The 22,368-nt window shown below is 60.3% G+C and carries 20 protein-coding genes and 1 tRNA gene; 1 reads left to right on the top strand and 20 read right to left on the bottom strand.

Going from position 1 to position 22,368, the window contains the following annotated elements; translation table 11 throughout:
• Positions 1-164 precede the first annotated feature (164 nt).
• The 20 genes from ACQRCA_RS03685 to ACQRCA_RS03780 form a co-directional block, all read right to left on the bottom strand.
• Positions 165-914: a transposase gene (locus ACQRCA_RS03685; RefSeq protein WP_427718688.1), complete on the bottom strand. Its 750-nt coding sequence runs from the start codon at positions 912-914 to the stop codon at positions 165-167.
• A 230-nt stretch (positions 915-1,144) separates the two neighbouring features.
• Positions 1,145-1,600 carry a ribosome silencing factor gene (gene rsfS, locus ACQRCA_RS03690; protein WP_427718691.1) on the bottom strand — a complete coding sequence of 152 codons (456 nt, stop codon included), beginning with the start codon at positions 1,598-1,600 and terminating at the stop codon, positions 1,145-1,147.
• A 27-nt stretch (positions 1,601-1,627) separates the two neighbouring features.
• Entirely contained in the window at positions 1,628-2,161 is a 534-nt protein-coding gene (gene yqeK, locus ACQRCA_RS03695) for a bis(5'-nucleosyl)-tetraphosphatase (symmetrical) YqeK (protein WP_427718844.1), read from the bottom strand.
• An 87-nt stretch (positions 2,162-2,248) separates the two neighbouring features.
• Positions 2,249-2,926, bottom strand: coding sequence for a nicotinate-nucleotide adenylyltransferase (gene nadD, locus ACQRCA_RS03700; RefSeq protein ID WP_427718693.1), 678 nt, complete (start codon positions 2,924-2,926; stop codon positions 2,249-2,251).
• A gap of 3 nt (positions 2,927-2,929) precedes the next feature.
• On the bottom strand, positions 2,930-4,396 hold the full coding sequence (gene obgE, locus ACQRCA_RS03705) for a GTPase ObgE (protein WP_427718696.1): 1,467 nt from the start codon (positions 4,394-4,396) through the stop codon (positions 2,930-2,932).
• Between the two features lie 85 nt (positions 4,397-4,481).
• On the bottom strand, positions 4,482-4,739 hold the full coding sequence (rpmA, locus tag ACQRCA_RS03710) for a 50S ribosomal protein L27 (RefSeq protein ID WP_154516202.1): 258 nt from the start codon (positions 4,737-4,739) through the stop codon (positions 4,482-4,484).
• A gap of 33 nt (positions 4,740-4,772) precedes the next feature.
• Positions 4,773-5,147 carry a 50S ribosomal protein L21 gene (rplU, locus tag ACQRCA_RS03715; protein ID WP_035138585.1) on the bottom strand — a complete coding sequence of 125 codons (375 nt, stop codon included), beginning with the start codon at positions 5,145-5,147 and terminating at the stop codon, positions 4,773-4,775.
• Between the two features lie 67 nt (positions 5,148-5,214).
• A complete protein-coding gene (locus ACQRCA_RS03720; RefSeq protein WP_427718700.1) occupies positions 5,215-6,027 on the bottom strand; it encodes a TIGR03936 family radical SAM-associated protein in 813 nt (270 codons plus the stop codon).
• Positions 6,024-7,901, bottom strand: coding sequence for a TIGR03960 family B12-binding radical SAM protein (locus tag ACQRCA_RS03725; RefSeq protein ID WP_427718702.1), 1,878 nt, complete (start codon positions 7,899-7,901; stop codon positions 6,024-6,026). Before ACQRCA_RS03725 ends, ACQRCA_RS03720 begins: the two co-directional genes overlap by 4 nt.
• A gap of 9 nt (positions 7,902-7,910) precedes the next feature.
• Positions 7,911-8,840: a YcjF family protein gene (locus tag ACQRCA_RS03730; RefSeq protein ID WP_427718704.1), complete on the bottom strand. Its 930-nt coding sequence runs from the start codon at positions 8,838-8,840 to the stop codon at positions 7,911-7,913.
• 18 nt (positions 8,841-8,858) lie between these two features.
• A complete protein-coding gene (locus ACQRCA_RS03735; protein ID WP_154516190.1) occupies positions 8,859-10,085 on the bottom strand; it encodes an FtsW/RodA/SpoVE family cell cycle protein in 1,227 nt (408 codons plus the stop codon).
• A 9-nt stretch (positions 10,086-10,094) separates the two neighbouring features.
• Entirely contained in the window at positions 10,095-12,164 is a 2,070-nt protein-coding gene (gene mrdA, locus ACQRCA_RS03740) for a penicillin-binding protein 2 (protein ID WP_154516187.1), read from the bottom strand.
• 13 nt (positions 12,165-12,177) lie between these two features.
• Positions 12,178-12,744 carry a hypothetical protein gene (locus tag ACQRCA_RS03745; protein WP_427718707.1) on the bottom strand — a complete coding sequence of 189 codons (567 nt, stop codon included), beginning with the start codon at positions 12,742-12,744 and terminating at the stop codon, positions 12,178-12,180.
• A 12-nt stretch (positions 12,745-12,756) separates the two neighbouring features.
• Positions 12,757-13,698: a rod shape-determining protein MreC gene (gene mreC, locus ACQRCA_RS03750; RefSeq protein ID WP_427718710.1), complete on the bottom strand. Its 942-nt coding sequence runs from the start codon at positions 13,696-13,698 to the stop codon at positions 12,757-12,759.
• A gap of 78 nt (positions 13,699-13,776) precedes the next feature.
• Positions 13,777-14,808, bottom strand: coding sequence for a rod shape-determining protein (locus tag ACQRCA_RS03755; RefSeq protein ID WP_006236061.1), 1,032 nt, complete (start codon positions 14,806-14,808; stop codon positions 13,777-13,779).
• Positions 14,809-14,935: 127 nt separating this feature from the next.
• A complete protein-coding gene (locus ACQRCA_RS03760) occupies positions 14,936-16,240 on the bottom strand; it encodes a tetratricopeptide repeat protein (RefSeq protein WP_427718713.1) in 1,305 nt (434 codons plus the stop codon).
• Between the two features lie 12 nt (positions 16,241-16,252).
• On the bottom strand, positions 16,253-16,795 hold the full coding sequence (locus ACQRCA_RS03765; protein WP_154516178.1) for a peptidylprolyl isomerase: 543 nt from the start codon (positions 16,793-16,795) through the stop codon (positions 16,253-16,255).
• A 105-nt stretch (positions 16,796-16,900) separates the two neighbouring features.
• The gene (locus tag ACQRCA_RS03770; protein ID WP_154516175.1) at positions 16,901-18,055 is read right to left on the bottom strand and encodes a zinc ribbon domain-containing protein; all 1,155 of its coding nucleotides are present in this window, start codon (positions 18,053-18,055) and stop codon (positions 16,901-16,903) included.
• Positions 18,056-18,270: 215 nt separating this feature from the next.
• Positions 18,271-20,988 carry an HAD-IC family P-type ATPase gene (locus ACQRCA_RS03775; RefSeq protein ID WP_427718716.1) on the bottom strand — a complete coding sequence of 906 codons (2,718 nt, stop codon included), beginning with the start codon at positions 20,986-20,988 and terminating at the stop codon, positions 18,271-18,273.
• A gap of 76 nt (positions 20,989-21,064) precedes the next feature.
• A tRNA-Arg gene (locus ACQRCA_RS03780) sits at positions 21,065-21,141 on the bottom strand.
• A 203-nt stretch (positions 21,142-21,344) separates the two neighbouring features.
• On the opposite strand from ACQRCA_RS03780, the gene aroF reads away from it, so the two are divergent.
• Complete coding sequence (aroF, locus tag ACQRCA_RS03785; protein WP_427718719.1) at positions 21,345-22,367, top strand: 3-deoxy-7-phosphoheptulonate synthase; 1,023 nt, start codon at positions 21,345-21,347, stop codon at positions 22,365-22,367.
• Position 22,368: the final 1 nt, after the last annotated feature.

A 22,368-nucleotide genomic window follows, 5' to 3' on the forward strand; every position in this document is an offset into this window, starting at 1 on the left:
ATTTGGGACGGGGCTTTTTTAGCTACCCTTCAGCTGGCAGCGAATCACCCGGGGCCGGAATAAAACTCAACCGATTTGTAGGGTTAGCTAAAATAGCCCCGTCCCAAATTAGCTACCCAACCCATACCTGACGCGGTCGCAACACAGACCTCGTCCAAAATGAGCTATTTTTTGACTTTGACCTTTTGTATGGTGCAGTGTCCAATGCCCGTAAGACGGACGATCTGTTTAATCGAAAAGCCCTCGCTCTTCAAAGTACGAATGCAGGCATCGCGCGCCCCCTTTGGCAAAGCCTTAAGGTGATGAGGCCCGTACGGCTTAAGAAGAGCCTGCGCAAACTCCAGCGCATCTGTGTCGCTCACATGAGCGCCGTCACGGAAGCAATAGCGATTGGGCTCACCCGAGGTGCTGAAGGCAAAAAATCTCTGAGAGTCACCGAGCAACCCAAGAACGCAATCCGTTTTGCAGATACCCGGATATCCCATATACTCGCGAAAGCTGCTCCATCGATACAGCGAAGCGGTCCCAATCCTCGCCTTCGCGGGATTGTCGTGAATGTATCTCACGCAGTTGAGCAGCTGATCATCATCGAGGATCGGCACACTCTTAAATCGATCCTGGAAAACAGGCCCCTTCCTGCCTGTCTTTGAGTTGAAATACATGGCATACGCCGTCGTAATCGAATGCATGCAATCGCTCAGATGAACATGCTCGTCGTCAAGCAGAAGATGAATATGGTTATCCATAAGGCACCACGCGATGACATCCACTTTAAACTTCTGGCATTTCGAAGCAATCAGCCGAATCAGATAGAGCCGATCTTCGTCATCCTCAAATATGAGTTGGTCGGCACATCCCTTTTGGACGACATGGTAAAAACCATATACAGAGATTTCTCGCGCAGTCCGAGTCATACGCATCCCCTCCTCTACAGATAACAATTACGTTACCCGAGCCAGAGTAGAAAAAAACGTACTGGGAGCTATAAATCGCGATGTTCGGCGAACGGTAGGTAGTAGCTAAAAAAGCCCCGTCCCAAATTAGCTACTTTTGGGCAAAAAGAAAGCCGGGCGGCCGCGGAAAAACGCGACTGCCCGGCGAAATACTTGAGGGTAGCTAAAAAAGCCCCGTCCCAAATGAGCTACTAGAGGAGGTCCAGGGAGAGCTGGGGAGCATCGCCCCAGAGCTTTTCGAGACGGTAGAACTCACGCGCCTCGGGAGTGAAGACGTGGACGACAACCGAACCGTAGTCCATGAGCATCCAGGTCTTCTGCTCGCGGCCCTCAATGGAAAACGGGTGTTCGCCGCAAGCCTCGGCGACTTTCTCCTCAATCTCGTCGACGATGGAATCAACCTGGCGGTTGTTGGTGCCGGTAGCAAGGACAAAGTAGTCGCAAACATCGGAAAGCTCAGTCAGGTCGAGCACCTGAACGTCCTCGCCTTTCTTGTCGTAGGCGGCCTGCGCGGCAGCGCGGGCGACATCCTCGGCGGCGACACCGCTGGCGGAGAGCGTCGCGGCGGTGCGGTCGGACGTGGCCACGAAACTCTTGTGCTCCTCACCTTCAAGAATCTGCTCGTCGGTCATGGTCTCATCGGCCATGGAATACCTCTTTCTAGACAGCCCAAGCTAGCGCAGCTGGGCGTAATGGTTGTAAATCGTAATAGCCGTGGGATAAAGATAGCGCCCGGACTGGATCACATAGACCAGACCCTGCGCAAAACAGGAGAAGAACAACTCGTCGAGCGAGGACTTCCCCACCATCTTGCGCAGCGCATGGGCATAATCGCCGTGGCGGTTGGGTTCGATGGCATCGGCCACAAAGACCACCATATCGAGTGGCGTCATGTCGCAAGCGCCCACGGTGTGACGGTCGACAGCCTGAAAGACCGCCGGCGACAGCTCGGGAAAAAGCTGCGGAAGCTCATAGGCGGCAACCGGGCCATGCAAAAGCGGCGTCGCGGCAGACGGAGAGCCGGCAATCTTAATGCCATAATGCAGAGCGCGCGTGACCAGCTCGTCGTCGGAGAGCACTTTGTCCCAGTCATGGATCAGGCCGGCGGCAGCGGCATCAAAGCGGTCGACGCCGTATACCTCGGCTAGGTGCAGCGCCGTCTCGGCAACCCCGAGCGAATGCACGTAGCGCTTACGCTTATCCTTCATGCGCACATCGAGCAACTCGTGGATACGCGTCAAGAGCGCGCGCTCGTCGCCCTCAAACTGATCTTCTACCGACAACGTTTCCCCCCGTCAATCAAAATCGTCTTGCCCAAGATCGGCATACAGGCCGCGTTTACGGATATAGCCGAGCACGGACTCGCTCGTAAGATAGCGCACGCTCATGCCGCGGGCAACCCGCTTGCGAATGTTGGTCGAGCTAATCGCCAGCGCCGGAATCTGAATATAGCGCACATCGAATGGCAGCCCCGATTCCTTAATCCTCGACCGGGCCGTATCGATGTCAAAGCCGGGACGCGTCGCAGCGATAAAGGTTGCCAGTTCGGCAATCTCGTGAGCATTGTGCCAGGTCACAATATCGATAATCGCATCGGCACCCGTAATAAAGTAAAGCTTCACCTGTGGCGGGTAAAACTCGCGAAGGGCACGCAGCGTATCGGCTGTATAGGTGACACCGGCACGATCGATCTCGAAGCGGCTTGCCAAAAAGGCCGGGTTCGCGGCAGTCGCGAGGACCGTCATGGCATAACGGTCCTCGGCAGGCGTCACCGGTTTGTCGAGTTTAAAGGCAGGAGAGCCGGCCGGCATAAAGAGCACGGCGTCCAAGTCGAGCGACTCGCGAGCCTGCTCGGCGGTAACCAAGTGCCCGTAATGAATCGGGTCAAAGGTGCCGCCCATAATGCCAAGCCGAAACTCGTGCCCATCCTTGATGGGCAGCTCAGGCAATCCGATTCCACCGCGCAGCGACATGGCTTACTCGCCCTCCGGGGTCTCAATAACGTCGACTTCGGTAGCGCCTTCGGAGCCATCGGCGACATGAGCCGCGTCCGCATCCTCGGCCGCTACGTCAATAACCTCAACGCCAGCATCCTCGAGCTCGTCCTCGAACTCCGAGAAGTCCTCGGCGCCCTCGAAGTCAAAGGCGCGCTGGCAAATGCGAACCTCGTCGCCCGCACGGCAGCCGGCCTTCTCGAGCGCGTCGTCGACACCCATGCGCGCAAACTTATGCTGCAGGTAGATGACAGCTTCCTCGTTTTCCCAGTCGGTTTGGATAACCATGCGCTCGATCGCGCGACCAACCACGCGGAAAGCACCCGGCTCTTCCTCAACAATGCGGAAGCGCTTCTCGCGCTGCAGGCGGCGACGCTCCCACTCCTCATCGCGCAGATCGACCGGCTCATCGGAAACCGTAAGCTCCGCGCGAAGCTTAGCCACCTGCTCGCCCACGGCAAGCATCAGGGTGTTGAGGCCGGCACCCGTCACGGCGGAAACGGCAAAGAACATATGGCCGTCGTCGAGCGCTGCACGCTTAAGGTCGGCAATCTTGTCGGCCGTGCCCGGCGCATCGCACTTGTTGGCGACAACGATCTGCGGGCGCTCCGAGAGCTCGGCACCATACTGTTCGAGCTCACGGTTAATGATGCGATAGTCCTCGACCGGATCGCGATCCTCAAAACCGCCCGTCATATCGACAACGTGCATGATCAAAGCAGTGCGCTCAATATGGCGCAGGAACTGGTGACCCAAGCCCTTGCCTTCACTCGCACCCTCGATGAGACCGGGGACGTCGGCAACGACGTAAGAATATTCGCCGGCACGCACCATGCCCAGATTGGGCACGAGCGTGGTAAACGGGTAGTCGGCGATCTTAGGACGGGCGGCACTCATACGCGCGATGAGCGAGGACTTGCCCACCGAGGGAAAGCCCACGAGCGCGGCATCGGCCATAAGTTTCATCTCGAGCTCGATCCAGTGCTCCTCGGCAGGCTCACCCAGCTGGGCAAACGCGGGCGCGCGGCGCACCGACGTCACAAAGTGGGTGTTGCCCAGACCGCCGGCCCCACCGGGCGCCACGACAACGCGCTCGCCATCGTGCACCAGGTCGGCAATCTCGAACATCGGGGTCTGCGTCTCGGGATCGAGCTCGCGGACTACGGTGCCCATGGGAACTTTCAAAATCAGGTCCTCGCCGCTCTTGCCATTGCGACGGGCGCCCTGGCCGTGCGTGCCGCGCTCGGCACGGAAGTGATGCTTAAAGCGGTAATCGATCAGCGAAGACAGCTGAGCATCGGCCTGGATGACGACATTGCCGCCACGACCGCCGTCGCCGCCATCAGGGCCGCCCTTGGGAACAAATGCCTCGCGCCTAAACGACATGCATCCGGCTCCGCCGTCGCCGCCGCAAACGTTAATGCGGCTGATATCGGTGAACTGTGACAACAGAATCGCCTCCTACAAAAAAGAGGGAGACCCTTGAATCCTAAAACTCAAGTGCCTCCCACATATGTGCTCTATGAAGGGTGAATTACGCGTTCGCGAGCGGGCGTACGCTGACCCTGTGCTTGATACCCTTGTGGAACTCAACGGTACCGTCGACCAGCGCGAACAGCGTGTCGTCCTTGCCACGGCCAACGTTCGCACCCGGGTGGATGTGCGTGCCATGCTGACGGACGAGAATCGTGCCCGTGGTTACCGTCTGGCCGGCGAAGCGCTTCGTGCCAAGGCGCTGACCGCGGGAGTCACGGCCATTACGGGAGGAACCGAGTCCTTTTTTGTGTGCCATTGTGTATACCTACTCTTTCGTTACGAGTGTAATCTACTCGGCGACGGGAGCCTCGGCAACAGCCTCAGCCTCTGCCTTGACAGCCTTCTTGGCGCGGGAGGTAGCCTGAACCTTCACGATCTTCAGCTTGGTGAGCTGCTGACGGTGACCCTTCAGACGACGATAGCGCTTACGCTTGTGGAACTTGAAGACCAGCTGCTTCTCGCCCTTGAACTGCTCAACGATCTGAGCGGTAACCTTGGCCTTGGCCAGCTTGTCGGGATCGGTGACGATCTTCTTACCATCGTTGAGGAAGATGACCGGCAGGGTGACCTTGTCGCCCTCATTGCCCTCGATCTTCTCGACGGTGATGACATCGTCGGTGGCGACCTTGTACTGCTTGCCGCCCGTGTTAACGATTGCGTACATGTTTACTTGCCCTTCATGCATCAGTTAGTGCAACAGCCGAATATAGTAGCAGGCGATAATACCCCCGTCAACGAGTATGTGGAGCAAATCCACAAGTTCGCACAGGTATGGGGCTGACGAGTCGGCCCTCGTCGTCTTCGCATGCTTGATTCTGACGCTCGACATCGTAGGAGCAGATGGTCACGAGGTCTTGCATACCGGTGGAAACAATAGGTGCATCGACGCCCGGGGTCAAGCCCTGCAACAAAACATCAGCAGCAGAAAGCAAAATCTCCGGACGCATGGAGCCCTCGTTGTCGGCATGGGTGTCGAGTATGAGCACCAGATGGTCCGGGCACTCCCCCGCCTTAAGCTCGTAGCCCACGAGCGTATGGTCCAAGTCCAGGCGCTTGCTCTTTTTGCCGCGCGCATAGTCGATGCCGTGGGCCGCACGCAACGTGTCAATTGCGCGACGCACCTCGTCGACAGAGACCGGCGCCTCAGGGTCCAGGTGCAGGTCGATGCGGTACGACAGGCGCGTGAGCTGGGCCGTGAGCGCCGGCGTGCGCACGTCGATGTAGGCGGCCTCGATGGGCGCCAAATCGGCCGGAGATGCCGCGGCCAGGCGCCCAAAGGCCTCGTCGAGCGCGACGAACTCAGTCATAAACAGGTCATACCACTCGCAGGTCGACGACGTGCCCACGGGCAGCGCCGAGGAAAAACCCACACGCATATGCGGAGAGAAACCCTGCGTGACAGCATAAGGCAGGCCCGCGCGACGCACGATGCGTTCAATGGTATGAATCAGTTCCAGGTGGCCCAGGTACTTAAGGCGGTCGCGCTTGCCGTAGCGAACGCGAAGCCTAAAGAGCGTGGGGTTGTCGGTCAAACGCTCACTCATGCGCGATCACCCACCAATACGTTCTTGGCGTGGAGCGTGGGGCAGATTCCGCAGCCGGTGCACGACGTGCGGGTGCAGTCGGGCGTCGTGACACCCTCCAGCGAGCGACGGTACTCGCGCTCGAGGAAGCCACGCGAGCAGCCGGGGCTCACGTGCTCCCAGGGCAGATGCCAGTCCAGCTCGTAGGGCAGGTGCACGAGCTCGTTGAGGTCGATGCCGTTTTTGGCCGCGGCCTCCTTCCAGTTATCGAGCGAGAAATGCTCCACCCAGGCGTCAAAACGCGAACCGGCACGCCAGGCATCGATGATAACCGGCGTCATGTCGCGGCCTGCACGAGACAGCGCCGCCTCGATAAGCGAGGTCTCGGCATCGTGGTAGTGCACGCGGACCGCACGGTTGCGAACGCTCGTAATGAGGAGCTTCTGACGGCGTTTGACGTCGTCGTAATCGAGCTGCGGGCACCACTGGAAAGGCGTGGCGGCCTTGGGAATAAACACCGACACCGAGATGGACACCGAGATGGAACCGCGGCGCGCCTTGGGTACCACGGAGCGGCCGAGCTCGAGCACATGGTCCGCCAGGTTGGCGATGGCCACGATATCCTCATCGCGCTCGCCGGGAAGACCCATCATAAAGTAGAGCTTCATGCGGTTCCAACCGGCCTCGAAGGCCGCCTTGGCCGCGCGGTCCACATCCTCCTCGGTCACATTCTTGTTGATGATGTCGCGCATACGCTGGCTACCGGCCTCGGGGGCAAACGTCAGGCCACCCTTCTTTTCTCCGGCGACCGACTCGGCCATATCCACGCCAAACGAATCCAGGCGCTGCGAGGGAATGGACACGCGAATGCCCGTATCCTCCAGGCGGCGGTTAAGGCGACCGAGCACGTCGCGGATGCAGGAGTGGTCGGTGGTCGAAAGCGAGGTAAGCGACACCTCGTCATAGCCGGTCTTTTCCAGGCCCTGGATCACCGAGGACACAATCTGGTCGGCCGAGCGCTCGCGCACCGGGCGATACGTCATGCCGGCCTGGCAAAAACGGCAACCGCGAGCGCAGCCGCGCAGGATCTCGATAGACAGGCGATCGTGAACGAGCTGCGCATAGGGCACGCACGACTGCGACAACGGATTGGTAGCGCCAAAGTCCTCGACGACGCGCTTGTAGACCACCGGCGGCACGTCCTTGCCCTCACGCGGCACGGTGTAGCCATGCGGTGAGCAGGGTTCGTCATAGCGCACCTCGTACAGCGACGGCACATAGGTGCCACCGACCGTCGCGAGCCGCTCGACAATCTGGGCGCGCGGGACGCCCTCGTCACGCAGGCGGCGATGCAACTGGCAGATCTCGAGCAGCGACTCCTCACCCTCGCCAATCAGGATGGCATCGAAGAAGGCCGCATACGGCTCGGGGTTATAAACCGAAGGTCCGCCGGCGACGATGATGGGATCGTCCTCGGTGCGGTCAGCAGCCAGCAGCGGAATGCCGGCGAGATCGAGCGCCTCGAGAAAGTTTGTCACGGCCATCTCGTGCGGCACGTGCATACCGACGATATCAAACGAGGCCACGGGCGCTGCGCCCTCGAGCGACAGCAGCGGGATACCGGCCTCGCGCATGGCATCGCCCATATCGGGCCACGGCACATAACCGCGCTCGCAGGAGATGCCCTCGGCCTGGTTAAGGATGTTGTACAGGATGGCGATACCCTGGTTGGGCAGGCCGACCTCGTACACGTCCGGGTAAATCATGCAGCAACGATAGTCGGCATCGGCCTTGGAGAGCGTACCCCACTCGTGGTCGATATAGCGACTCGGCTTTTCGACCTTCGCGAGCAGCGGCTCGATCAAATGAAAACAGTCTTGGTATGGAACGCGCAAAAGAAACCCCTAAGCAGCGAGATCGGATGCATCCTCAAAAGGATTCATGGGACGGGTAGCGCCGGCAACCGTGGTCACCAGGTCGCGGACACGCGAGAACGTGGCGGCAACCACCTCGTTGGCACGGCTGTAGTCGATATCGCGCTCGTAGAGAGACACGAGCGCACGACCCATGCCATAGGTGCCGACGGCGGCGGAGAGCGCCTTGACGGCAAAGCCGATATGCGGCGTCTGCTTTACCAGGGCGCGAGTGACGGCGCGCATTACCAAGCCGCCGGCAAGCACGCCCGCGACCTCGTAGCCACGCTCGGGCTTAATGCCGCGCCCAAAGATAGCCGCAAGCTCAAAGAGCATGCCAACCTGCGCCAGCGCCATAACGGGATAATCGGCCCCCGGCAAAAACACCAGGGCGCCCGTCGCCATATTGGTAAGCGCGCACGAGGTGATGATGCGGTTGGCGGCGGCGATGCGCATAAAGGCAAAGTTCGCCGCAAAGGCCGTCTCCTTTTCCGTACGGTCCAGGATCCAGCGGGCGAGTGTCTCGAGCAGATACGTCTTATCGGTGGCCGCTACCACGCCGAGCATGGGCGTGGACTCCTGGATAAAAGGTACCTCGACAGCGGACTCGGCCAGCACGCACACGGGCGCACCGGCAATGACGAGCTCCTGTACAGCACTCTCAAGGCGCTCAGATCCGCACGAAAGCACCAGCACCACGTCGGTATCGGTCTTGGGGACGATACGCTCCTCACCCAGGCGCTCAACGCGGACAATACCCGACGTCGTCTGCGGCACAAAGGCATCGCGCACCGTCTCGACCAAAAAACGCGAGGCAGTCGAATCCAGGTAGACCGAAACGCGCACCGGCGTATCGGAATCCCTCTTGGTGGTCGCGCCCATTTTAAAAGCGCGGGTCAGCTTTTCCACGGGAATCTTCATGGCAAACCCCTCCAGCGGTTACGCGGCGCCCGAACGATGCCGCCATATGGATTGTACGATACCCACCGTCAACAACTGGATCATCATCGACGACGAACCAAAGCTAATGAACGGCAGCGGAATACCGGTAATCGGCATCATGCCAATGCACATGCCGATGTTCTCGAACGTCTGAAATGCCCACATGCCGACAATACCCACGCATGACAAGCGTAGAAACAGAGACTCGCACTTAAAGGCGACGCGGATCGTCGAGAAGATGAGCAGCACGTACAAGCACAGCAACAAAAAGGAACCGCAAAAGCCGAACGTCTCTGACAAAAAGGCGAAGACGAAGTCGGTATGGAACTCGGGCAGAAAGCCGCCGGCCGACTGCGTCGCATGCCCCAGGCCCTTACCAAAGAAACCGCCCGAGCCGACCGCGATCAACGACTGCTGCAGGTTGTACGCATCGTCCGAATCGGCGTTGTCGGGGTCGATAAAGACCGTCAGACGATTCATCTGGTACTGCTTAATGAGCACATCGTGGCCGAGCAGCGAATCGAAGACCGAATCGAGCGCCAGGACGAGCGCCACCAAACCCACGAGCAGAGCCAAAGTCGACAGCACCCATTCGCGGCGCGCACCGCTCATGCAGATGACGATGGCGCCCGACACCAGCACGACCAGACCCGAGCCCAGGTCGCCCATGGCGACGACGGCCAAAAACGGAACGGACAGCATGCCGCAGAGCTTAATGTAGTCGCGAGCGGTATCGATGCGCCCGTTGTACTGCGAGCCAAGCGTGGCCATAAAGAAGATGGTGATGAGCTTGGCAAGCTCAACGGGCTGGAATGTTAAACCGATACCGGGAATCTTGATCCAACCCGTCATTCCCAAGCCGCCCGTGTAGGACAGGCCCGGAATCTTAGGCGAGAAGATCACGATGAGATCGATGACGAGCAGGGCCGTCGAAAAGTTGGAAATGCCGCGCAGGTCGGTGCGCCAGACGAGCACCGCCAGCACCGCGCCAATACCGATACCCAGCAGGTGACGCGAGAACGAGGCGTCGGCTTTAAACTGCGAGGCGGACCAGATAATAATGGCGCCATAGGTGACGAGCGCCACAGTCGCCAACAGCACGCCGACGTGCACCTTTTGGCGAAACGTTCCGCGCGATGCGGAAATCTGCTTGTTGACGCGGTCCAGGCTGCTGCGAGAGCCGGTTTTGGTTGAGCGGAACAGGTCCGCCGGCGAAAAGTCCATCGCAACCTCCTATCGAACCGAGGAATCGCCCGTGGCCGTCGACGTGTCGGGCTCGTCATAAATCGCACCGAGGACATCGCGCACAACGTGCAGCGCGGTATCGGAGCCGCCACCGCCCTGTTCCAAGACAGTGGCGATCACGTACTTGGGGTCATCGGCCGGCGCGTAGGCGCAAAACCACGCGTAATCGTCCTCGCCGCTCTTCTCGCCCGTGCCGGACTTGCCGTAGACCGTAGGGGTCAGGGAGTTAAAGTGCGCGGCGGTCGAAGTCGACGCCGAGTAAATCACATCGTGCATGCCGTTGCGGACCAGCGCAAGATCGGCATCGTTGTTAATTTGGGCCTCAAGGCGCTTCTTTTTGCCCTTGCCGTTGTACTTGTAGGCATCGCCGTCGCCATCACGCGAGACAGCAGACAAGAACACATGCGGCACATACTGTTTGCCGCCGTTGGCAATACCCATGTAGGCGCAGGCCATCTGCAGCGGTGTCACCAGAATGTCGCCCTGGCCGATGGCGATGTTGGTCATATCGCCGGCATTCCACTTGCGGTCCTCGGCCGAGGCGTCGGTAAAGTACGACTCTTTCCACTCGGCATCGGGAATGCGGCCCGCACCCTCACTCGGCAGGTCGATGCCGCAGGTCTTGCCCAGGCCCCAACGGCGAAAGACCTCTTGCAGGCCTTCGGGATGCTGGTCGTTGTAGAAAAAGGCCTTGCCCATATCGTAGAACACGGGGTCGCAGGAGTTGGCGATACCGGACTGCAGCGTCATCGTGCCGTGGCCGGAGTGCAGCCAGCAGTACTTTCCCCAAGATTTGCCCAAGCCGGTCCAATATCCCGTGCAGTTGGTCGTTTGACTCGAAGTGTACGTGCCAAATTCGAGGCCAGCCAACGCCGAGAGGGGTTTGATGGTCGAGGCGGACATGTACTGGCCGCTAATGGCGCGGTTGAGCAGCGGATGCGAGCCCTCGTCATCGTTAAGCTCGGTCCACACGTCATTGGAGACGCCGCCGATAAAGACAGAAGGATCAAACTTGGGTTCGCTTGCCATGCCCAAGATCTCGCCGTTGTTGGGGTCGAGGCACACCACGGCTCCGTTGCCGGCATTGCTATGGCCCGTAGTCTTGGCAAGCTCAATGGCATTCGCCAGAGCCGTCTCGCAGGCCTGTTGAATCTTAAGATCGAGCGTAAGCTTAATGTCAGAACCGGCCTTGGCGGGAACGGCGCCGGCTTGACCGGTAACGTTACCCGAGGCGTCAACTTTCACGGTCTGCTCACCGCGAATACCCTGCAGCAGATTTTCGTAGTAAATCTCTACGCCCGCCTGACCCACAATATCGCCCGATTGATACGAGATCTGGCCAGCCGCGCTTTCGTTGCCGTCCGACGACTTCTTGTTCTGCGCCTCGAGCTGCTCGGAGGTAATGGTGCCGGTATAGCCCAAAATATGGCAGGCGGTCTCGCCATACGGGTACTGGCGCTCGGTGCGCTCGGCGATCTTCACGCCGGGAAACTCACCGGCGTGCTCCTGAATGTAGGCGACGGTAGAGCGGCGCACGTCAGTCGCGATCGTATGCAGGCTCTGCGCGCCCTCGGAATTGTCCTGGATGTTGCGCAGCACCGCGACATACGGCATGCCGAGCACGTTGGCAAGATGACGCACCAGCACCTTGTCGTCGGCAAGGTCGCGATAGGCGACGACGGCGAGCGAGGGGCGGTTTTGCACCAGTGCGACGCCGTTGCGGTCCAAGATGCGGCCACGCACGGCCGGCGTGGTAACGGTACGGGTCTGATTGCTCTTGGCCTGCTTGTCGTAGTAGTCCGACGAGACCATCTGCATGCCCCACAGCTTAACGGCAAGCGCGGCAAACATGGCGCCCACACCCGTGGTGAGGATGGAAAAACGGCCCTTGAAGGCCGTGGCGGCCGTATTGCCCTCGCCCTCGGTGGCGCGCGGTGCCGTTCCGTGCTGTGTGTCGTAGGTAAAGCGGGAGTCGCCGCGGCGCATGATGACCAGCGCGACCACAATGGCCACGACCAGCGCGATACCGGCGACAACAACCGTCAACTGGGAAGACATCTTGAGGCCTCCCCTATTTGAGCTTACGGGTCTTGGGCTTAAAGCGCATGCCCGTCTGACGCCCACCGCGCGCGGAGAACCCATAGCCAGACTGCGGAGCGGCGCCGGACATCAAAAACGGAATGGCAATCAAGCCCGTCAGGATCGAGGACGGCAGAGCGTGCCCAAAGATGGCCACCACAAAGCTCGTCTCCAGACCCATAAACAGCAAGATGATGCTGTAGACCACGTTGATGGCAAGAGCAAAGGCGCCCACGGTAATGCCGCGCGCGCTCGGCGAGCCGCCCGTCTGACCAGCCGCGCTGTGCACCAAAGCAAAACTGCCCACGGTCAGCAGCAGCGACATAACGCCCACCGGCACGGCGGCGGAAAGGTCGTAAAACAGACCGCTGCAAAAGCCGCACACGACGGCACGCGTAGGGTCGCCCGAAAACACGGCCAGGCACACCAAGATGATCATAAAGTTGACGCGACCGCCCGCGATGGAGATTTGCGGTGCCAGTCCCGCCTGCAGCAGCACGCAGACGATAGCGGCGATTGCAAAGGCACGGGAGCCAGTCCCCTGTTCGTGTAGATCCATGGACATGCCTCCCTATTCGCTCGATCCAGAATCGGACGCTTCGGCCGTGTCGGAATCATCATCCGATTTCTCGTCCTTAGACTGAGTCGCGGCATCGCGCGACGAGCCCTGCGGGGTACTATTGGCCGAGCTCACGTCCTCGTCCGAAGCCGACTGCTCGTCGGTGAGCGAGGTGATGACGAGCACTTCCTCGTTATTTTCGGCCGTGGTCTGCGCGCGCACCACAATGGTGTAGTACACGTCGTTAGCCGACTTCTCGACCGAAGACACGGTGCCAAGCGGCAGTCCCTTGGGGAACACGCCACCGATGCCCGAGGTCACGATGATATCGCCCACCTTAACATCGGAGTCGACGCTCACGTACTCAAGACGCAGCGTGCCATCGGGCTGGCCCTGTAGCATGCCTTGTGCGCGCGTGTCCTGCACCATGGCGGACACACCAGAGTTCTCGTCGCCAATCAGGCGCACGGTCGATGTCTTGGCCGAAACCTCGATAATCTGGCCGATGACGCCGGCCGAGCTCGTCACGGGCATGTTGATGGTAAGCCCGTCGGCAGAACCCTTATCGATGGTGACGGTCGACGTCCAGGCGTCACCCGAGGCTCCGACAATACGAGCCGCAGTAGACTTGAGGTTATAGGTCGACTGCAGACCCACAAGACCCTCAAGGCGCTCTGCGGTCTTTTGGGCCTCGGAAAGCTCCGCGACCTTGGAAGTGAGGACCTCGTTTTGCTTCTTAAGGTCGTCGAGCGACTCCTGCGAAGCGGTGAGGTTGGAGAACACGTTGCCGATGGCATTGAATGGCGCCGCCACCGCCGAGCCAACAAAACGCACCGGAGAGGTGATTGTCGTGACGCCCGAACGCACGGCATGTATCGGCCCGGCCTCGCCCTCTCGAATGTAAAACGTGAGCAGCAACACAGAAATCAGGCTGAAAACAATCAACGGGCGCATACCCGTTGATTGTCGTTTGGTATTCAGATTTGAAGAGAAACCCGAAGATCGTGCCAAATGGAATCCACCTTTTGGAAATTAAGCGTTGGTCTGGACGAAACCGCCGTCAAACGCGTTGGCCTCGAGCACGCGGGCGCAACCGTTTACGACGTTGTCGAGCGCCGTGGGGCTCACGTTGACCGAAACGCCTGTCTCGTCGCGCAAGCGGACGTCGAGGCCGCGCAGCAGCGCACCGCCGCCGGTCAACAGAATGCCGTAGTACATAAGATCCGAGGCAAGATCGGGCGGCGTGGCGTCGAGTGCGTCCTTGACGGCCTTGGCCATCTCGTCGAGCGGCTTATTGAGCGCACGACGAATCTCCTCGCTCTCGATGCGCACGGTCTTGGGCAGGCCCGTGATCACGTCGCGGCCATTGACCTCGACGTCGAGCTCGTCCTTGAGCGGCACGGCAGAGCCGACCTTAATCTTAATGTCCTCGGCCGTGCGCTCGCCGATGGCCAAATTGTAGGCATCGCGAACATGCGTGAGGATAGCCTGATCGAACTCGTCGCCGGCAATGCGGATGGACTGCGACACGACGATACCGCCCATGGCGATAACGGCAACCTCGGTGGTGCCGCCACCGATATCGATGACCATGGAGCCGGTCGGCTCCTCGACAGGCAAGTCAGCACCGATAGCCGCGGCCATAGGCTCCTCGATCAGATAGGCCTGGCGAGCGCCAGCCTGAATCGTAGCCTCGAACACGGCGCGCTTCTCGACCGACGTGACACCAGAGGGAACGCATACGACGACGCGCGGACGAGGGGTCCACGGATAGCGCTTCTCGGAAGCCTTATCGATAAAGTAGCGAAGCATGGCCTCGGTGACATCGAAGTCGGCGATGACGCCATCCTTAAGAGGACGCACGGCCACAATGTTGCCGGGCGTACGGCCAAGCATACGCTTAGCCTCGATACCGACTGCAAGGATGCGCTCATCGTTTTTGTCGATAGCGACGACGGAAGGCTCGCGAATGACGATGCCCTTGCCGCGCACAGAGACAAGCGTATTGGCGGTGCCGAGGTCGATGGCTAGATCGCCCGCATAGCTACCGAAGAACATGTCCATCAAAGAAAACAACGCAACTCCTGATGTGTTGGATGATTGCTGGAAAACTACTAGCCCATCATACTAGCGCAAGCCCGGCACCTCACTTGCGGTGAAGCACCGGGCAGCGCCAAATCTCATAAGGTCACTACTGGTTGTCAGCGGCCGAGAAATCGATGTCGAGCGAAGATACCGCCCAGCCGATATGGTTATCGGAGCGCACGAATTTGACGGTATATTCCTGCTCGCCGCCCTTGGACAGCGAAGCCTTCACCTTCGCGGTGGTCTCGGTCATGGACTGATCCATGCCCTCGATGGAGACGGTGGCGCCCTGTGGGATCGAGGAGATAATCATCGCCTTGGCGTCCTCGGACAGGCTGGAGGCCAGGCAGGACTCGGCCTTGGCGGTATCACCGTCGCCGGCAGCCTGGAACAGATCGGTGATGACGGACTCCTGCGAGGGGATACCCATGCCGCGCGTGTAGGCAAAGCCCAAACCGCCCGCGGCAAGAACAATCAGCAGAAGCAAAACCAGGAAGACCTTGAGACCCGTATGGCGATGGCGACGACGGACCTTGGCCTGCTTGCGGTCCTGACGATCCTGCTGGACCATCTCGGACTCGGACAGCGTAAAGAAGCCCGTGTCGGACGGATCGGGCATAAACTGGCCAGTGGCACCCGTGGGATCGAGCGAATCGACAGCAGTCGTATCCATGGAGGGCGCCGGGGCCGTGGCCATGGCGGTCTGGGCCGAAAGCGCGGCAAGTGAATCGTGCACGCGGGCAAGCTCATCGGCCTGCTCGGGTGTGAGCTGATAGATGCCGTCGGCGGTGGCGGCATTAAAGGCATCGAGCGCCTCGGAAGGACGACCCGCGGCAGAAAGCGCCTCGCCCATACCCGCGTTAAGCGCACGCGTGTCATCGCGCGGACCGGCAAAGTCGATGGCCGTGCGATAGGTCTCCACGGCGTCCGCCGGTCGGCCAAGTTTGATGAAGCAGCGGCCGAGTTCGCCAAGGGCGGCCGCGGGGGCTGGATTGGCGCCATCGATGGCGGCCTGGCGGAAGGCAGTGCCTGCATTGGCGAAATCGCCCGACTGGAACAGCGCGTTGCCAAGACCCAGATAGGCCTTAAACGGCGTGGCATAGGAAGCATCCTGCGTTGCGGCGGAGAACGCCTGGGCTGCGGTCACATAGTCACCCACGGCAGCGAGCGCCTTGCCGCGGTTGGTGAGCAGCGCGCCGCGCTTTCCATAGGTGCCGTCGTTGAGGGCAGCCGCGTACGCCTCGGCAGCCTCGGCATACATACCCAGGTGCATCAGAGCGTTGCCACGCAGATGGTCGGCCTCGCCCATGATCTCGCTGGGGGTCTTTGCCGCACCGAGCATCTGAGCGGCTGCAGAAAAGTCGCCCGCACGATAAGCGGCTCGACCCTGTTGAATCAGCTGGCTATTCAAGGAAGTCCCCTTTTACTCGTGAACGATCTCGACATGGACGATCTCGTCGCCGGCACGCAGCTGCGAAATCACGTCGAGGCCCTCGACCGTGGTGCCAAAGACGGTGTAACCGGAATCCAGATTGTGCTGGGCGCCCAGGCAGAAGTAGAACTGGGAGCCCGCGGAATCGGGATCCATGGAACGCGCCATGGCAAGCGCACCGTCCACATGGCTGTTGCGCGGGTTGGTGGCAAACTCTCCCTTGATGCAGTAGCCGGGGCCGCCGGTGCCGGGCATACCGTCGGGGCCCTCAAGGCCGGCGGCGACGTCAGCGCCGGACATATCGCGGGTATTGGGGTCGCCGCCCTGGATCACAAAGCCGGGCACATAGCGGTGAAACTTAAGGCCGTCATAAAAGCCCATGGTGGAAAGCTCGCAGAAGTTCGCCACATGGATGGGAGCGCCCTCGCCGTCAAATTTGACCTTGATCGTACCCTTCGACGTCTCGATGATCGCACACTCGTCACCAGCGAGCTGGTACTCGGGCGTATAAAGCTCTTTCTTAAAACCAAACATGTGGTTCCTTCCTCGTGCGTTTAAAGCATATTTGTACGAATTGTAGCAATAAGCACAGGCTTCCATCAATTGCGCACGCAGGTTATGCCGTCGGAGGGCAACAAATTACGAACGCGGCTGCGGCTTCCAAGCGCTCACATTGGCATCGTACTGATTAAGGGCGCTGTTACCGCCCTGTGCGATGGGCGCCAAGATTTCACTCTGGCGGGCGCTCAGCGACTCGCCATCGGGAATGGACAGCGAGATATCCCAGCTCTGGCAGATCATGTCGACGCGCTCGTACATCCACTCGGCAAGCTGCTTGAGGTGCTCGATATCCTCCGCGTAGACGGTATCATCTTGCACCTTAAGGTTGTTGAGCTCGTCTTGGGTCTTTTTGATCTGGTCGCGCAGGGCATAAGCGCTCTGCGACAGCTCCTGACGCGTGGAGAGCGGCGTGCGCAGGTACCCGCTGTTAAACGAGTCGACAACCTCGCCGATCTGATCATCGTCGCCATACGACACGATGGTCCGATATAGACCGTCGAGCTTGGTATAGAGCTGGTCGTCGGAAAGGACGGTCTCCTCCTGGACCACCTCGGCGGTATCGTCGGACTTGGTCTCTTCCTCGGTAGCCTCGCCCTTCTGGCGCGAAGGGAACGTCGTCTTGGCGGCCTGGCCAAACTGGTCGTAAAAGCCCGGCATAACGCCCATGGGGTCCGACGTCACAAACCAATAGGCACTGCCGCACACGGCAGCGAGCAACGCGATGACGATGAGCGGCTTGGGAATACGGCGCTTGTGCTTGTGGTAGGCATCCTCGTCAGGATGCACCTTGCGCTTGGGTTTTTGATTTTTGGACTGAGCGTCGTCACGAAGGGACACCGGCAGCGGGATATCGACCTTGGGAATGCCAAAATCCCTGTCGAAAGCCGGCAGCACGCAGGTCTCATTGGGATCGGCGGCATCGGAAAGTACCGCGGCGGCAGAGGCCGGCGCATGGGGCACCTCGGTATCGATCTGCTCCTGCGTCAGGCGGGGAAAACCAGCCGTGCGCCCAGCAGCCAGGTCGGATGCTGCCGCATCCTCGGAGAGAATGCCCGGGGCAGGGCGCCCGCACTTGGAACAGGTACGGTCATGCGGCGACAGACGGGCACCGCAGCCTTCGCAGAACACAAACTCGGTGTGCTCGGGGCCATCGCCCGGGCCAACATAGGTATTGCAATAGGGGCAGAACGAGGAGCCGTCCTCTATGGTCTTGAGACAATGCGGGCAAATCACGGCATCCTCTTTTCGGAATCATTCGAACAATCGAGGTTAGAGCATAACATCGCTACGCCCCTAAAGGCACAGGGCACCAATTCAACATCGCAGGGTAGCTAATTTGGGACGGGGCTTTTTTAGCTGCCCTGGCCGCCAATCGGCCAAATAGATCGCGTCATCAGCCGGGTAGCTAAAAAAGCCCCGTCCCAAATTAGCTACCCTGTGAGGTGCGGTTACTTCTTCTTTTTGCTCGGCATCGAGACCTTAATGCCCTGGGCGGACTTGGTCACGCGCGAGCGCTTGACGCCCGGGCCCTTCTTTTTCTTGGGCTGGGTCTTTTCCACGCCCTCGAGCGCTCGGGCCTCGGCCTCACGGGTCGTACGCTCCTCGCGACGCTGCGCCATGTCGGCGGCGACGCGCTTGGCAAAACGCTCGGCCGTCGAGCCCGTCGAGCTCACCTTGCCGCCACCGCGGCCCAAGCGAACGCGCACGCCGCGGCCAAAGCCAGTGGCGGCATGACGGCGACGCGGCTTAAGCGAATCCATCATCGTGGCGAGTTTAAAGAACACGCTGCAAGTAAAGACCACAATCACCAGAAGGATAATTGCCTCGCCCATCGACAAGTTGGCGATAGACAGCAGCTCGGGGAATCCGATAACGCCCACCAAGATGCCGAGGACGACAAATACAAAGAGCACCACGCGCAAGGGCGTGAGCGGCTGCGAGATACGCCAGATCAGGCTCACGCTTGCCGCGCACGACGTGAGAAGGCACATCGTCGACAGCGTGAGCTGGCTAAAGCCAAACACGCGCGCCACAAAGATATCGAGCGCCGCGGCCAAAATGACTGCAACCGATGCCGGCAACGCACGCTTGAGTACGTTGGTTAAGAATGACCCCTTCACGCGGGCATTGTTGGGCTCAAGGCCCAGCACAAAGCCCGGCGCGCCGATGCAGAAGAAGTTAATGAGCGTCATCTGGATAGGCTCAAAGGGATACGGCGGCAGCGCGATGCACAGTGCCGCCAGGCCCATCGAGAACAGCGTCTTGGTCAGGAACAGCGAGGCCGAACGCTGCAGGTTGTTGATGGAGCGACGGCCCTCGGCCACCACGGCGGGCATCGAAGCAAAGTCGTTATCGACCAGCACGATCTCGGCCACGTTGCGTGCGGCGTCGGAACCGGCGGCCATGGCCACGGAGCAGTCGGCCTCTTTGAGTGCCAGCACATCGTTGACGCCGTCGCCCGTCATGGCAACGGTATGGCCGCGACGCTTGAGCGCCTGCACGAGCTCGCGCTTCTGCTGCGGGGTCACGCGGCCAAAGACGTGATAGCGGTCCACCGCCGCATCAATCTTGGACGGCGTATCGAGCGTCGTGGCGTCCACATAAGCGTCCGCCCCCGGCACGCCCACCACGCGTGCGATCGACGACACGGTACGAGGGTCGTCGCCGCTGATCACGTTGAGGGTCACGCCCTGCTCGTTAAAGTAGCCGATGGTCTCGGCGGCCGAAGTGCGAATCTCATCGCGAATGGTCACAAAGCCCACGGGCTCGGCCTCGCCCACCATATCGCCATCGGGCGTAAAGCCGTCCACACGGGCCACCACGAGCACGCGGCAGGTGTCGGCAAGCTCGGCCACACGATTTTCGACCTGCGCAAAGATACGCTCCGAAAGCACAAATTGCGCCGCGCCCATCACATAGGAGCCCTGCGCAAACGAGGCGCCGCTCCACTTTTTGGAGGACGAAAACGGAATGACCGACAGCGGCTCGGACACCTCGACCGGGCGGTCGGCGTAGTAGTTGAGCAGCGCCTGGCAGGTCTCATTGGCATCAGCCGAGGTCGCGCGCGCGACATTGGCAAGCGCAAAATCGAGCACGGTAGTATCGACGGGGACAGGTGCCTCGTCCGGGGCCAAGCCCACACCCTCAACGGGCAACGGATAAGTGCCCTCGACCTCCATGCGACCCGACGTGATGGTGCCCGTCTTGTCCAGGCACAGCACGTCGACGCGCGCGAGCGTCTCGATGCAATAGAGCTGCTGCGCGAGTACCTTGCGGCGCGCCAGGCGCACCGTCGCGATGGCAAGCACTGACGAGGTCAGCAGCACCAGGCCCTGCGGAATCATGCCCAAAAGAGCGCCCACCGTGGACAGCAGCGCCGACGAAGGCACGCGACCGGCCAGCAGCTCGGAAAAGCACCACGAAAGCGCGCTATCGCCCGGCGCGCCCGCGGCGTCCCACAACCCACTTACACTCGAGGCGAACAGAGCCAGACCAAGCGGAATCATAATGACGCTCGCAAAGCGCACGATGGCGTTGAGCGCGTTCATGATCTCGGAATTGACCTTTTTGACGTACTTGGCCTCGTTGTTGATCTTGGCCACATAGTTATCCGCACCAACATGGACCACGCGGGCACGCAACAGACCCGAGTCGATAAAGCTGCCGCTCATGAGCTCGGAACCAGGTAGCTTCTTAATAAGGTCGCTCTCGCCCGTCAGCAGACTTTCGTTAACGAGCGCCTCGCCCGATACCACCACGGCGTCGGCAGGTATCTGGTCCCCGCGCCCCAGACGAATGATGTCGTCGAGCACGATCTGGTCCAAGTCGAGCTCCACCTCGGCACCATCGCGCACCGCGATGGCCTTCTTAGAGGTCAGCAGCGTGAGCTTATCGACCATCTTCTTGGAGCGCATGGACTGGATGACGCCAATGGCGGTATTGAGGAACACCACGAACAGGAACGTCAGGTTCTTAAACGATCCGGTCATAATGACCAAAATCGCTAAGACCACGTTGATCAGATTGAACAGCGTGCAGAGATTTTCGATGATAAGCTCACGAACCGATTTGGTCTTGAGCTCCATGTTGCGGTTGATCTTGCCGGCGGCAATGCGCTCCTCGACCTCGGCGGTCGAAAGTCCGCGCTCGATATCCGTCGTTGCCATACCACGTCCTATCACGTCGCGTCGGTATAAGAAAAACCGCCCGGACCATACGAGGTTCGGACGGCCTTGCTTTCTATGGTGCCCCATGTTGGATTCGAACCAACGGCCTTCTGCTCCGGAGGCAGACGCTCTAATCCCCTGAGCTAATAGGGCCAACGGTTGGCATTATACCCAAGTGCGCCACGAGCTAACAACATAATAGAAAAAGCTCTGCAATTACGTGGGAGACGAAGCGCAACGGCTCACTTTAGGACGCAAAAGTGAAATAATTAGTATAAACTCTCATGCACCATATGATACGGCTCGCACTGCGGGCCGTTTTTGCAAAAGTTATCCATCGAGGTGAGAGGCACACCATGATTGCAATTTTAAAGCGGAGCGCCAGCGATGAGGCCATCAGCCACATCGTCAGCTGGATTGAGAAGAAGGGTCTCAAAACCGACGTGTCGCGGGGCGAGAACGAGACCATCATCGGCCTGGTGGGCGATACGACCAAGATCGACCCGTTCCTCCTCGAGTCCATGGACGTCGTCGAGCGTGTGCAGCGCGTCTCCGAGCCGTTCAAGCGTGCCAACCGCAAGTTCCACCCCGAGGACTCCGTCATCGACTGCGGCCACGGCATCAAGATCGGCGGCGACCAGTTCCAGGTCATCGCCGGACCCTGCTCCGTCGAGGGCGAAAACCTCATTCGCATCGCACGCCGCGTAAAGGCCGCCGGCGCCACCATGCTGCGTGGCGGTGCCTACAAGCCCCGCACCTCCCCTTACGCCTACCAGGGCATGGGCCCCGCCGGCCTGGACCTGCTATGCGAGGCATCGGCCGAGCTCGACATGCCGATCGTCACCGAAATCATGGACCCGCGCGACGTGCAGGTCTTCTTGGATAAGAAGATTGACGTCATGCAAATTGGCGCCCGCAACGCGCAGAACTTCCCCCTGCTCAAGGAGGTCGGCAAGACCAAGACCCCGGTCCTGCTCAAGCGCGGCATGTCCGGCACCGTCGACGAGCTGCTCATGGCTGCCGAGTACATCATGAGCGAGGGCAACGACAACGTTATCCTGTGCGAGCGCGGCATTCGCACCTTCGAGACCCGCACCCGTAACACCTTCGACCTTAACGCCGTGCCGGTGCTGCACCACCTGTCGCACCTGCCCGTCGTGGCCGACCCCAGCCATGCCACCGGCTACACCCGCTACGTTGAACCCATGGCGCTCGCCGCGACCGCCTGCGGCGCCAACGGTCTGGAGATCGAGGTCCACGACGAGCCCAGCCGCGCATGGTCCGACGGCGCCCAGGCCCTCACCCCCGACCAGTTTGACGACACCATGCGCCGCATCCGCGCCATCCGCGAGGTTGTCTGCCAAGAGACCATGGAGTAGC

Origin of the sequence: Collinsella sp. SGI.095, from assembly GCF_050314535.1 — a bacterium.
Lineage (GTDB): Bacteria > Actinomycetota > Coriobacteriia > Coriobacteriales > Coriobacteriaceae > Collinsella.